Here is a 12,754-nt window from a genome sequence, read left to right on the forward strand (position 1 = left end):
TCGACGCCAAGCTGGTCGAAGACGTAAGGAGATACGAGAAACATGACCGAGGATTCGAAGGAAGGCGCGACGCCGCAGCCGGATAACCGCCATGCTGCCGCCGGCCCGCATCCCACCCAGCAGATCCCGGCCGTGCAACCGGGCCAGCCGGATCAGGCGTACCCGCACTCCGGATATGTGCCTCAGCAACCACCGAAGCCTCCGTCGATTTGGCAGCAGCGGGTGTCATCCAACCCGACCCAGCCGTTTCCCGGCCCCGAATCGGGCCCGGAATACACCCAGCCGTCCTTCGCGCCGCCGGTGCCGCCCGGCGGGCCGTATCCGGGTGCCGCCTTCGGTGCGCAACCGCAGCCGGAACCCGCGCGCCGCCCGGTCCGCACCGGTCTCGTCGTCGGCGCGGTCGCGCTCGCACTCGTCAGCGGTGGAGTCGGCGGCGCGGTCGGCTCGCTGGTGACCCGCTCCGATAACGGCCGCGCCGTGGTGACCAATGCCCTGGACGCGCCCAAACCCAACGTCAGCAATGTCACGAACGCGCCAGCCGGTTCCACCCAGGCGGTGGCGCAGAAGGTGTTGCCGAGCGTGGTGATGATCAAGGTCGCCAGTAGTCGTGCCCAGGGTGAGGGTTCGGGTGTGGTGCTGTCCTCGGACGGGCTGATCCTCACCAATAACCATGTCGCCTCCGGCGGTGGCGCCAATGCCAGGATGGAGGTCGCCTTCGCCGACGGCACCACCGCGCCCGCCACGCTGGTCGGCGCCGATCCGGTCTCGGATCTGGCCGTCATCAAGGTCCAGGGCAAGGACGGTTTGACCCCGATCGAACTGGGCACCTCGTCGAATCTCGCGGTCGGCCAGTCGGTTATCGCGATCGGCTCGCCGCTCGGTCTGGCGGGCACGGTGACCACAGGCATCGTCTCCGCGCTCAATCGTCCGGTCTCCACCAACGGTGAGGGCACGCCGAGCCAGGTGCAGCCGGTCATCGACGCGATCCAGACCGATGCCGCGATCAACCCGGGCAACTCCGGCGGCGCGCTGGTCGACGGCAACGGCAAGCTCATCGGCATCAATACCGCTATCGCCAGCCTCGGCGGCGAGGCGACCGGTCAGCAGAGCGGTTCGATCGGCCTCGGCTTCGCCATCCCGGTCGACCAGGCCCGCCGGGTCGCCGACGAACTGATCAAGACCGGCCACGCCACCTACGCCCAGATCGGCATCAAACTGCGCCCGCAGGACACCGCCGCCCGGGTGCTCGAGGCGACTCCGGATGGCCCCGCGTCCAAGGCGGGCATCCCGGCCGGGTCCATCATCACCAAGGTGGACAGCCGGACCATCGACTCCGGCGACGCGCTCATCGCCGCGGTCCGCTCACATCAGCCAGGAGACAAGGTGAAGATCACCTACACCGATGAACAAGGCAATAACCCCAAGACCGTCGAGGTGACCCTCTCTGGCGCGCCTGCGGACGGCGGCCGATGATGCGGGTCCTGCCGGGCGGATTGACGGCGCGACCGGGAGCCGACGCCCACCTCGTCGGCCTGGACGCTACGGTTACCACCATGGAAATCGATGCTCCTGTGGCGGGGCGTGCACTGGTGGTGGTCGTCGACGATCGAACGGCGCATGGAGGTGTGGACTCACTCGGACCGCTGGTCACCGAGCTGCTCACCGAGGCGGGTTTCCTGGTGGACGCTTCGGTGTCCGTACAGGCCGATGAGGTGGAGATCCGCAACGCGCTCAACACCGCGGTGATCGGCGGTGTCGATCTGGTCATCTCGGTCGGCGGCACCGGCATGTCCCCGCGCGATGTCACGCCGGAGGCCACCTCGCAGGTGCTGGACCGGGAACTGCCCGGGATCAGCGAGGCGCTGCGTTCCTCGGGCCGGGTCGCCGGCTCGCTCGACGCCGGTCTCTCGCGCGGTCTGGCCGGCGTCTCCGGCTCCACGTTGGTGGTGAACCTGCCGGGCAGCCGGGCGGCGGTCCGCGACGGCATGGCAACCCTGAGTCCGCTTGCCAGCCGTGTGATCGGCGAATTGTCCGGATTGGCCGAATAATCTCCGCCACGGACTCCTCGGACGACCCTCGCCCGGCGGCGCGCCGGGCGAGGGATGCCGCGCGTCTGGCAAAAATTTTCGGCGACGTTCTCCCGGAGACGACGGGCGACGAGCGCGGTGATGGTTCCGATACCGAACCGTCATCCGACGACTGGCTCCGCTCGCAGGTGCCGCCCCATCACGGCTGATGACTCATCTACGGTCCAGCCACGTATCGCGGTTCGATACCGCCGCTTCTTCCACTGTGAATTCCTCACCCTGAAATTTGCTTCGACTTTAACTACGATGCTGTCCCGTAGTTGCCTTCGGCATTGATGTGACTGCTGACACCTTTTGTGCCGGTTCGGCTGGAGCTTCTTCCTCGTTTATGCACGTCAAGCAATATGAGCATTTGAGATAGTGTGATCTAGATCACATTGATCTTAACAGAAACTTACGTTGCCAGACCGTTACTGGTCGGTTTAATCTCGCCACGAGCCACCCACGCCGCTGGACCACGCAGGCCCGGGTACGGCACGTACGTTTGCCGACTCGGCGGAACCTGGCTCGGTTCCGTTGCCAGCACTGACCGTTGCGCCGAAATAACAGCCGGTTACACATCGGCAACAAACGGGGCACAAACTGAGCTGGGCCTGAGAGGACCACCGTCCAGCCTCGATGGTCGAGGCTGACTAGTTAGAACCTGATGAGGGGAAGTATGAGCGAGAACCGCACCCTGCGCAGCGGTGCCCGGATTGCGGGCGTCGGCGCTGCCGCGGCCGTGGCCTTGGGCCTGCTTTCGACCGGTGCTGCCAATGCCGATACCTTCGTGCCGTTGCCGGACGGCCAGAAGGCTGGGCCCGATGTGACCCTCACCCGCACTGGTGAGCACGCCCTGATCTCGCCGTCGCTGGCGGCCAATGGCGCCGGTCGCGTGGTCTGGGTTTCGGGCAATGCCATTGCCGATGTGGCCGTCACGCCGGAAGGCACGGTCGGCCCGAACAATGGCGCCTCCGGTGCGCCGGGTACCAATAACTCCTCGACGCACGGCGCCTCGCAGCTGAGCACCGGCTACATCGTCGGCTGCCAGGTCAGCATCGCCAGCGATGCCATCTCCGCCGGTGTCTCCGGCAGTATCAACCTCTCGGGCGGTTCGCTCGGTGGTTCGATCGGCATCAATCTCGGCCCGGGCGAGGTCAAGTTCGTTCAGATCGATTACAAGGACATCCTGAAGCCGGGGGTCTACTCGGTCGAGTACCAGGATGCGGAGATCGAGATCCAGGGCTGCGCGGGCTACGCCCAGGCGCGTTCCTACACCGTCGTCGAGATCATCGGTGACCACTACTCGAAGACCACCCTCTACGGGCAGCCGTTCAGCATCGGCTGACGTCGGTCGAATCCAACGAACATTCTTCTCGCTCAAGCGAATCAACCCTCGAGGGAAATAGCATGATCAACCGTAAGAACGTGGCACGGGTGGCCGGTGTCGGCGCCGCTGCCACCGTCGCCCTTGGCCTGTTCTCCACCGGCGCCGCGAACGCCGATACCTTCGTTCCGCTGCCGGGTGGCTCGATCACCAAGACGCTGTCCGACGGCACCGTCGTCACCATCAGCCTGACCGGCGAATCCGCCAACATCAACCCGTCCATGGGCTCCACCCCGCTGCACCGCAACGCGTGGGTATCGGGTAGCGCTCAGGTCACGGTGTCCGGTGACGGCGGCGGCTCGATCTTCCCGGGCTACACCGTCGGCTGCCAGGTCAACATCTCCGGTGGCGGCGCCACCGGTGGTGTCGAGGGCACCGCGGACTGGAGTGGGGACACCGTTACCGGAGGTGTCGGCGCCTCCAGCGGTGGCAACCTCACCCTCGGCCCCGGCCAGTCGCAGTCGTTCTACGTGCTCGATCTCGAGCAGGCCGACGACTTCGGCAATGAGGCGCACAAGAAGCGCAACAAGTTCAAGAACGGCAGCGGCTCGGTCACCTGGGCCGATGAGACCATCGGCCTGACCGGCTGCGCCGGTTACGCGCAGGCGCGGGCCTTCGTCAGCGTCGAGGTGGAGACCGACAACGTCATCACCTGGACCACCCTGTGGGGCCAGCCGTTCAGCCTCGGCTGATCGGCAGGGGCATCGCACCCTGAAAACCCGAGCGGGCTCGTCGCATTCGCGGCGGGCCCGCTTTTTCGTTGTGAAACCCCCTGATACCCACCGCAATTCGCGGATCGTAGCGGATCGAACGGTAACATGTGCGAAATCTCACAGAGATTCGGCGGAAACCACTAACATTGTGCGCACCCAAGATCGTCCACCGACGAGATTGTTGGCAATCCGCTTGATGGCCAAGGTATTTCCATCGAGCGGTGTCCGCATGAAAGGGTCTTCGGCCTCGGTACCCCGAGGTCGTCCGCTAGAACCTGATGAGGGGAAGTATGAGCAAGAACCGCTTCAGCGGTCTGCGTCGAGGTGTTCGCATCGCGGGCGCCGGCGTCGTCGCCGCTGTGGGAATGGGCCTGCTTTCGACCGGCGCTGCCAACGCCGATGTCTTCGTGCCGTTGCCGGACGGCCAGAAGCTGGGCCCGGGCGTGACCGTTAGCCGGACGGGAGAACACGCCTTGATTTCGCCGTCATTGGCCGCGAATGGTGCGGGCCGAGTCGTCTGGGTTTCGGGCAATGCCATTGCCGATGTATCCGTAACGCCCGAGGGCACCATCGGTCCGAATAATGGCGCCTCCGGAGCGCCGGGCACCAATAACTCCTCGACGCACGGTGCTTCGCAGTTGAGCACCGGCTATATCGTCGGATGTCAGGTGAGCATCGCCGATAACGCGATCTCGGCGGGCGTTTCCGGCAGTATCAACCTCTCGGGCGGTTCGCTCGGTGGTTCGATCGGCATCAATCTCGGCCCGGGCGAGGTCAAGTTCGTTCAGATCGATTACAAGGACATCCTGAAGCCGGGGGTCTACTCGGTCGAGTACCAGGATGCGGAGATCCAGATCCAGGGCTGCGCAGGTTATGCCCAGGCGCGTTCCTACACCGTTGTCGAGATCATCGGCAACAACTACTCCAAGGTCACCCTCTACGGAGCACCGTTCAGCATTGGCTGACCGCGGTGGGAACTCGAAATCTCCATTCGCCGAATCGAACTCATCGAACTCAATCCGCTAGGGGTAGTAACTATCATGATCGATCGTAAGTTTGCGGTGCGCGCGGCCGGGCTCGGTGGCGCCGCCGCCATGGCACTGGGCCTGCTGTCCACCGGTGCGGCCAATGCCGACACCTTCATTCCGCTGCCGGGCGGAGAAATCGTCAAGACACTGTCCGACGGCACCGTTCTCACCATCCGGCTGGTCGGCGAATCGGCCAATATCAACCCGTCCATGGGATCCACGCCGGTGCACCGCAACGCATGGGTCTCCGGTAGCGCGCAGGTCGAGGTCACCGATGGCTGGAATGGTGCGATCTTCCCGGGCTATGTCGTCGGCTGCCAGGCGAATATCGACGGCGGCGGTGCGGAGGGCGGCGTCACCGGTGGTCTCGACTGGAGTGGCGAGAACGTCAAGCCGAAGGTCGGCGCCAGCAGCGGTGCCAACCTGAGTCTCGGTCCGGGGCAGGCACAGTCGTTCTATGTGCTCGATCTCGAGCAGGCCGACGACTTCGGCAATGAGGCGCACAAGAAGCGCAATAAGTTCAAGGGCGGCAGCGGTTCGGTCACCTGGTCCGATGAGACCATCGGTCTGACCGGCTGCGGTGGCTATGCGCAGGCACGGGCGTTCGTCAGCGTCGAAGTGGAAACCGACAATGTCATCACCTGGACGACATTGTGGGGCAAGCCGTTCAGCCTCGGCTGAATATTCCGCTCGGATATGTGAACGGGCCCGTCGCGACTGCGACGGGCCCGTTTGCCTTGTGGCACAATCAAATCACGGTATTTGATTATGGTCGTGCCGCATTCGGCTCGAGTTGTCGTGCGGGGGAGGTGGTCAGAACTCGTGTCGTCCGCCCCCGCTGCGCTGCCCATCGGTGAGCAGATCGCGGATCTCGACCAGCACCTCCAAATCGGTGGGGGTGGCGTCCTTGGTGCCGAATCGTTTCTTCACATGCGTCGCGGGCAGCACGAGCACGAAATACAACACCGTGGCGATGATCAAGAAGTTGATGGCCGCGGTAATGATCGGGCCGACCTGTACAAAGGTCGCCGGTTTATCGGCAACCAGTCGGAAACCGAGGCCGAGTTCATTGTTGCCGTCGAAGACGGCGAGTATCGGATTGACGATGCCGTTGGTGAACGCGGTGACGATTGCGACGAACGCGGTACCGATCACCACGGCCACCGCTAGGTCGACGACGTTTCCGCGGAGTAGAAATTCCTTGAAACCCTTGAGCATTGCCGATATCTCCTCTTCGGATGGGAGCTGAATAGCTGTGCTCGGCGGTCCGGGCTGCCGTATTCGACCGATGCTAGTTGACCTTGATGGCAAATGCCCGGCTATTGATTGTCAATGAAAAACGACGGTCAGGGCGGTGCGCAGTAGCAGCCGAGCGGGTCGGCTGCTCTGCGGGCTCTGTTCCTCCGCGGCGACGACGTCCACCCGGTCGCCTGCCCGCAGGATCTCCGCGACCGCGGTATCGGCCAGCCGAATGGGCACGATGCGGGCGTCCGCGGCGCCGGTGGCGACCGCCGCCAGCCTGGGACCGACGATGCGCAGATCGGTGAACACCTCGCCGGTGCGCATGGCGCCGGTCAGCGTCGCGCCGACCAGGATGGCCATATCGTCGACCGCGCCCGCGGGCAGTGTCCCGGATTCGTGGGGTGTCGAGCGCAGATCGGCCGCCTCCAATAGGTGCCCTGGCGGCAGATCGCGTCCGGCGACCACGACGGCGGTGCGTTCACTACCGGGATCGCCGCGCAGGAAGAGGATGACCGCGAGTGCGGTGAGCGCCGCCGCGAGCAGGCGTCGGGCGAGCAGACCGTCCGCCCACGGCGGCCGATTGCCGAATGCGCAGCGCAGGGAGTTGCCACGGCCGAGTTCGGCGAAGGAGCGGGTCGCGCCCAGCGGGATGATGCCCAGGAGAGCCATGTCCGCAGCCTATGGCCACAATCACAGCGACTCGCCCGGCCAACAGCGGCGCCTGTGGACAACAACAGCCCTGGGGATAACTCCCGCAGGGCTGCTTCTACTTGGTGAAACTCAGCTGGCGACGGCCGTGCTCGCGGTGCTGGAGCTGGCCGAGGAGGCAGAATCCGAACTCGATCCGGAGCTGCCGGAACCACTGTCCGACTTCGCCGGCTCGCTCGCGGTCGACGCGCCGCCGCGGCTGTCGGTGCGGTAGAAACCGCTGCCCTTGAACACAATGCCCACAGAGTTGAACAGCTTGCGCAGCTTCCCGGAGCACTCCGAGCAGACGCTCAGCGCCTCATCGGCAAAGGACTGAACGATGTCGAAGCGGTTGTCACACTGGGTGCACGCATATGAATAAGTTGGCACTGGATCCTCCGCAGGGTTCGTCAATCTGGCACTCTACAGCCGACAGTGCCAACACCGCCAATCGGCATTTCATTCCGCATCCCCTTCGCGACCCAATCGATGCAGGCCGCCATGCGGTGTGAGCGCCCAGCCCATGCGCAGATCGTGCGGTTCCTCGGGCAGCCGATCGAGCAGTTCGTCATCGCGGACCACCGCGATCAAGCGCGCCGTCGGCCGGGCCGCGGCCAGCGTCCGGTCGTAATATCCGGCGCCACGGCCGAGCCGGACGCCGCGGCGGTCCACCGCCAGCGCCGGGACCAGGATCAATTCCGCCAGCGCTATCGCATCGGCGAGCACCTCGCCCGCGGGCTCGAGCAGCCCGAACCGGGCGTGCCGCAAGTCGTCGGTGCCGGTGAATTCGGCCCACCGCAGCGGTCCCGGCGGTCCGGTGACCGGCAGCAGCACCCGGGCGCCCGCCGCGCGCAGCGCCGTCAACAGTGCCGTCGATCCGGGTTCCCCGCGGACCGGCACATACGCGCAGACCCATTCGGGAACATCCAGTGCGGCGACGTTGTGGGCCAGCTCACGTGCCTCGGTTTCGTGCTCGGCGGCGGTCAGCGCGGCCCGTCGAGCGTTAATTTCCACACGCCAGGCATGTTTGTCACGCTCGCCGGGCATCTCCACGGTGATCACCTTAAGCTCACCGGGACCCGGGTCGGCGTGATGGCCGCCTCGGGCCGGTGATGGATGGATAGGGTAGGCGTATGACAGCAATGGCGGGACAATCCGCGAATGGCGCGGTCGTTTCGTGTTTCCGCACGGCCGTGGTGCCCGCGGCCGGGCTCGGGACGCGGTTCCTGCCCGCGACCAAGACCGTGCCCAAGGAACTGCTGCCGGTGGTGGACACTCCCGGCATCGAGTTGGTCGCGACGGAGGCCGCCGACTCCGGTGCCGAGCGACTGGTCATCGTGACCTCGCCGGGTAAGGACGGTGTGGTCGCGCACTTCGTCGAGGATCTGGTGCTGGAGGGCACGCTCGCCGAGCGCGGCAAATTCCATCTGCTGGAGAAGGTGCGCAAGGCGCCCGCGCTGCTGGATGTCACCTCGGTGGTCCAGGAGGAGCCGCTCGGCCTCGGACACGCCGTCGCGCAGGCCGAGGGTGTCCTCGATGACGACGAGGACGCCATCGCCGTGCTGCTGCCCGACGATCTGGTGCTGCCGTGCGGGGTGCTCGATGTGATGAGCCGGGTCCGGCGCAAGCGCGGCGGAACGGTGTTGTGCGCCATCGACGTTCCCAAGGACGAGGTCAGCGCCTACGGCGTCTTCGATGTCGCGCCGGTGCCCGATGCGGTGAACCCGAATGTGCTGCGGGTCAACGGAATGGTGGAGAAGCCGGCGCTGGCGGACGCACCGTCGACGTACGCGGCCGCGGGCCGATACCTGTTGGACCGCGCCATCTTCGACGCGCTGCGCCGGATCGAACCGGGCGCGGGCGGCGAACTCCAACTCACCGATGCGATCGCACTGCTCATCGAGGAGGGCCACCCGGTCCATGTGGTGGTCCACCGTGGGTCGCGCCACGATTTGGGCAACCCGGGCGGCTATCTTCGTGCTGCGGTCGATTTTGCTTTGGAACGAGAGGAATACGGCCCCGCCCTGCGGGAGTGGCTGCAGCATCGGCTCAGTTCGGACTGGGACCCACAGCTGACCACCGACGACTGATAGCGGCGGGCGTCGGGTTTCGCCGATAGTGGACCGTCGGGTACGAATGATGGTTCACCTCGCGCACGGAACGTGGTTGCGCGGGTTGCGGAATCGGGTCGGTGCGGAGAGATCAGGAAGGGCTGGATGCGCTCGGTTGAGGATCAGCAGATCAAGGTGACTGCTGCGGCGGTCGCGCCCCGGCCGGTCCGGGTCGCGATCTCCGAGGCCCAGGGCCTGCTGTGCGCCGAGGATGTCGTCACCGAGCGACCGCTGCCCGGATTCGATCAGGCCGCCATCGACGGCTACGCGGTGCGCAGTGTCGATGTCGCCGCCGCCGGTACCGATATCCGCAACGAGGACGGCGAACTTGTCGATCTGACGCTGCCGGTGGTCGGCGAGGTGGTCGCCGGTTCCAAACAGCCGATCCGATTGCAGCCGCGCCAGACCGTGCGGGTCGATACCGGTGCGCCGCTGCCGACACTCGCCGATGCCGTGCTGCCCCTGGATTTCACCGATGGCGGCCGGGCCAGGATCAAGGTGTACGAGCCGGTGCGGTCCGGCGACTATGTCCGGCGCATCGGCGACGATGTGCAGCCCGGCGATGTGGCGGTGCGCGCGGGCACCATTATCGGTGCGGCGCAGGTCGGTCTGCTCGCCGCGGTCGGCCAGGACAAGGTGCTCGTGCATCCGCGGCCGCGGTTGTCGGTGATCTCGGTGGGTGGCGAGCTGATCGATATCGATCGCACGCCCGGCCCCGGTCAGGTCTACGACGTCAACTCCTATGCGCTGGCCGCCGCCGCACGCGATGCCGGCGCGGATGTGAACCGCGTCGGCATCGTGAGTTCGGATCCGCGGCGGCTGCGCGATGTGGTGGAGGGGCAGCTGGTGCGCTCGGAGGTCGTGGTGATCGCGGGCGCGATCGGCGGCTGGGCCTCGGAGCAGGTGCGGGAGGCGCTCGAAGGGCTGGGCGATCTCGAAATCGCCCGGGTGGCAATGCATCCCGGCTCGGTACAGGGTTTCGGACGGCTCGGGCGCGATGAAGTGCCGACGTTCCTGTTGCCGTCGAATCCCGTTGGCGCACTGGTGGTTTTCGAGGTCATGGTGCGACCGTTGATCCGAATTGCCTTGGGGCGCCGCCATCCGATGCGCCGAATCATTCGAGCCAGGACGATCACGCCGATCACCTCGATCGCCGGGCGCAAGGGTTACCTGCGGGCCCAACTCATGCGCGACGAGGCCACCGGCGACTATCTGGTGCAGCCGCTCGGCGGCGGCGCTGGCGGTTCGTCGCATCTGCTCGCCACGCTGGCCGAGGCGAACAGTCTGATCGTGATCGACCCGGACGACACCGAGATCAGGACCGGTGACGAGGTTCGTGTCGCATTTCTCGCACAGCGTGGCTGAGGCGTGGAGGCGATGAACGTGTTCCGGGGCACGCAGCATCCCGGATGGCCCGCGCATCTGGGACCGGTGCGGGTCGCGGCGGGTGCGGTGAGTTTGCGTCCGGTGCGGTTGCGCGACGCGGCGGCGTGGAGCCGGATCCGGTTGCGCGACAGAGCGCATCTGGAGCCGTGGGAGCCGACCGGGCGCGGTGCCTGGGAGGCGCGCAACCATGCGTCGAACTGGCCGTCGCTGTGGTCGAGTCTGAAGGCCGAGGCCAGACGCGGCGCGATGATTCCGCTCGTGATCGAGGTCGACGGTGCCTTCAGCGGCCAGCTGACCGTCGGCAATATCGTGCGTGGTGCACTGCGTTCGGCGTGGATCGGCTATTGGGTGGCCAAGGATTTGGGTGGTCAGGGGGTGGCGACGGCCGCGTTGGCGCTCGGGCTCGACCACTGCTTCGGACCCGTCGGCTTGCATCGGGTGGAGGCGACGGTGCGGCCGGAAAACCTGGCCAGCCAAGCGGTTCTGCGCAATGTCGGCTTCCGCGAGGAGGGTCTGCTGAAGCGCTACCTCGATGTGGACGGGGCCTGGCGCGACCACCTGCTGGTCGGCATCACCGTCGAGGAGGTGGCGGGCACCGTCGTGGACCGGCTGGTGCGCGACGGACGGGCCACCCTGCCCTGAATGCCAAATGACGGCACGTCCGTACCGTTTTCGACACGCCCGGCCGTCACGACGCGCGGTAATAATGGTGGGAATGTGACAGGTGTGGCGTATGTGCACGGCGCGCCTGACCGAACTTGGTGCGACACGGAATTAACCTACGGACGTCGGAGGTGCGTCCTGCGCCATCGGCAGTGACCGTAGCGATTGCTTGCAGGTCGCTCGAAAGGATGAGCTGTGGGGCGCTCGGTGACCAGTGCCGAATACGCCTCGCGGCGACCGGACGTCCGTCCGTCCGAGGCGTTTTGCAGCGAGCGAACGCACCGCGACGGGGCGCGGTGCGGCCCGGTCGAACAGACGATGCGGCGGGGACGGAGGTGCTGAGGCGAGATGCCGAATTCGATCCTATGGATTGGCCTGGTCGTGCTCTGGGTCTTCGTGCTGTTCCCGATCCTCGCCGACCGGCATCCCAGGATCAGGCAGACTACCGACGCGGCGTTGGCGACCCGCGTATTGCACCGCGGCGGTTCCAAGCGGCGCACGAAGAGCGGACCCGCCGCCGGACATGACAGCGATCCGGATTACCGGCCGACCCGAGTGCAGAGAAAGCTATCCCACAGCGATGATGCGGAGGACCGGATGACGACACCGGCCGACGAGCAGGTCACCGAGGACGACGATTCCGCGGACAGCCCGCCCGAAGCCAGGTCGGCGGTATCCGATACCGAAATCGACGACAGGGAAGGCGAAGTCGACGAGGTCGACCCGGCCGATGACGAAAACGACGATGCGGAAGCGGAATTCGACGGCGCTGCCGGCGAAGTCGACCGTATCGATTCCGACGATGACGAGATCGCAACGGCCCGAACGGCTGCGAAGCAACGTGCGACGGCCGATGATGACCTGGTGGCGGCAGAGCACACCGAAACGACCGGTGCCCGGATCCCCTCGGCCCGGACGGCGCCACCCGCTCGTCTCGACGAATCCGATTCCGACGATTCGGATTTCGTGCCCACGCGGCGCGGCCGCGGCGGCTTCGACCCCGAGGCCGACGCCATCGCGCGCGCGGCCCGCTACACTTTCCGCCAGCGCGCGGTACTCGGCCTCATCCTGGCCGCCGTCACCTTCGGCGGACTTTCGGTGGCACTCAGCCCACTGTTCTGGTGGGGCTGTGGCGGCTCCGCGCTCGTCCTGGTGACCTATCTCGCGTACCTACGCAAGCAGGTGCGCATGGAAGAGGAGATCCGCCGCCGTCGCCTCGCCCGGCTGGCCCGCAGCCGCGGCGAGCACGTCGAGGAGGAACGCGAAGCCGAGCGGCGCGCTCAACAGCGCGTCATGGACCGCGACACCGCCCGCGCCCTGCGCCGCCGTTCCGCCCTCATCGAGCCCGATGACGAAGACCCCATGTTCGAACACCTGGAAACCTTCGACGCCGCCACCGCCCGCGCCCTGCGCCGCGGCCACGGCGGCGATATGCGTCGCGCCGCAGGTGCCTGATCATCTGAACGCCACG

The 12,754-nt window shown here is 66.3% G+C and carries 14 protein-coding genes; 10 read left to right on the forward strand and 4 right to left on the reverse strand.

Annotated elements, in window-relative coordinates; genetic code table 11:
* Window positions 1-42 precede the first annotated feature (42 nt).
* From ACQP2D_RS05735 to ACQP2D_RS05760, 6 genes are all read left to right on the forward strand, one after another.
* Entirely contained in the window at window positions 43-1,473 is a 1,431-nt protein-coding gene (locus tag ACQP2D_RS05735; RefSeq protein WP_433682668.1) for a trypsin-like peptidase domain-containing protein, read from the forward strand.
* Window positions 1,473-2,048: a MogA/MoaB family molybdenum cofactor biosynthesis protein gene (locus tag ACQP2D_RS05740; RefSeq protein ID WP_433682669.1), complete on the forward strand. Its 576-nt coding sequence runs from the start codon at window positions 1,473-1,475 to the stop codon at window positions 2,046-2,048. Before ACQP2D_RS05735 ends, ACQP2D_RS05740 begins: the two co-directional genes overlap by 1 nt.
* A 697-nt stretch (window positions 2,049-2,745) precedes the next feature.
* Window positions 2,746-3,414, forward strand: a complete 669-nt coding sequence (locus tag ACQP2D_RS05745; protein ID WP_433682670.1) for an MspA family porin — start codon at window positions 2,746-2,748, stop codon at window positions 3,412-3,414.
* A 62-nt stretch (window positions 3,415-3,476) separates the two neighbouring features.
* Window positions 3,477-4,145: an MspA family porin gene (locus tag ACQP2D_RS05750; protein WP_433682671.1), complete on the forward strand. Its 669-nt coding sequence runs from the start codon at window positions 3,477-3,479 to the stop codon at window positions 4,143-4,145.
* 311 nt (window positions 4,146-4,456) lie between these two features.
* Window positions 4,457-5,131, forward strand: coding sequence for an MspA family porin (locus ACQP2D_RS05755; protein WP_433682672.1), 675 nt, complete (start codon window positions 4,457-4,459; stop codon window positions 5,129-5,131).
* A gap of 75 nt (window positions 5,132-5,206) precedes the next feature.
* Complete coding sequence (locus ACQP2D_RS05760; protein ID WP_433682673.1) at window positions 5,207-5,875, forward strand: MspA family porin; 669 nt, start codon at window positions 5,207-5,209, stop codon at window positions 5,873-5,875.
* 132 nt (window positions 5,876-6,007) lie between these two features.
* On the opposite strand, the gene mscL is transcribed toward ACQP2D_RS05760, so the two are convergent.
* The 4 genes from mscL to ACQP2D_RS05780 all read right to left on the reverse strand — a co-directional run bounded on the left by mscL (window position 6,008) and on the right by ACQP2D_RS05780 (window position 8,170).
* Window positions 6,008-6,412, reverse strand: coding sequence for a large conductance mechanosensitive channel protein MscL (gene mscL, locus ACQP2D_RS05765; protein ID WP_433682674.1), 405 nt, complete (start codon window positions 6,410-6,412; stop codon window positions 6,008-6,010).
* 111 nt (window positions 6,413-6,523) lie between these two features.
* Window positions 6,524-7,105, reverse strand: coding sequence for an SAF domain-containing protein (locus ACQP2D_RS05770; protein ID WP_433682675.1), 582 nt, complete (start codon window positions 7,103-7,105; stop codon window positions 6,524-6,526).
* 111 nt (window positions 7,106-7,216) lie between these two features.
* Window positions 7,217-7,513 (reverse strand): FmdB family zinc ribbon protein, encoded by a 297-nt coding sequence (locus ACQP2D_RS05775; RefSeq protein ID WP_433682676.1) that lies wholly within the window; start codon window positions 7,511-7,513, stop codon window positions 7,217-7,219.
* Window positions 7,514-7,582: 69 nt separating this feature from the next.
* Window positions 7,583-8,170 (reverse strand): 5-formyltetrahydrofolate cyclo-ligase, encoded by a 588-nt coding sequence (locus ACQP2D_RS05780; RefSeq protein ID WP_433685545.1) that lies wholly within the window; start codon window positions 8,168-8,170, stop codon window positions 7,583-7,585.
* An 86-nt stretch (window positions 8,171-8,256) separates the two neighbouring features.
* Between ACQP2D_RS05780 and ACQP2D_RS05785 the strand changes: the two genes are divergently transcribed.
* The 4 genes from ACQP2D_RS05785 to sepX all read left to right on the forward strand — a co-directional run bounded on the left by ACQP2D_RS05785 (window position 8,257) and on the right by sepX (window position 12,738).
* Window positions 8,257-9,213: a UTP--glucose-1-phosphate uridylyltransferase gene (locus tag ACQP2D_RS05785; protein WP_433682677.1), complete on the forward strand. Its 957-nt coding sequence runs from the start codon at window positions 8,257-8,259 to the stop codon at window positions 9,211-9,213.
* A gap of 126 nt (window positions 9,214-9,339) precedes the next feature.
* Window positions 9,340-10,599: a molybdotransferase-like divisome protein Glp gene (gene glp, locus ACQP2D_RS05790; protein WP_354958371.1), complete on the forward strand. Its 1,260-nt coding sequence runs from the start codon at window positions 9,340-9,342 to the stop codon at window positions 10,597-10,599.
* Window positions 10,600-10,611: 12 nt separating this feature from the next.
* Window positions 10,612-11,262 carry a GNAT family N-acetyltransferase gene (locus ACQP2D_RS05795; RefSeq protein WP_433682678.1) on the forward strand — a complete coding sequence of 217 codons (651 nt, stop codon included), beginning with the start codon at window positions 10,612-10,614 and terminating at the stop codon, window positions 11,260-11,262.
* A 369-nt stretch (window positions 11,263-11,631) separates the two neighbouring features.
* The gene (gene sepX, locus ACQP2D_RS05800; RefSeq protein WP_433682679.1) at window positions 11,632-12,738 is read left to right on the forward strand and encodes a divisome protein SepX/GlpR; all 1,107 of its coding nucleotides are present in this window, start codon (window positions 11,632-11,634) and stop codon (window positions 12,736-12,738) included.
* Window positions 12,739-12,754 lie beyond the last annotated feature (16 nt).

The organism is Nocardia sp. CA-119907, assembly GCF_050955995.1.
Lineage (GTDB): Bacteria > Actinomycetota > Actinomycetes > Mycobacteriales > Mycobacteriaceae > Nocardia.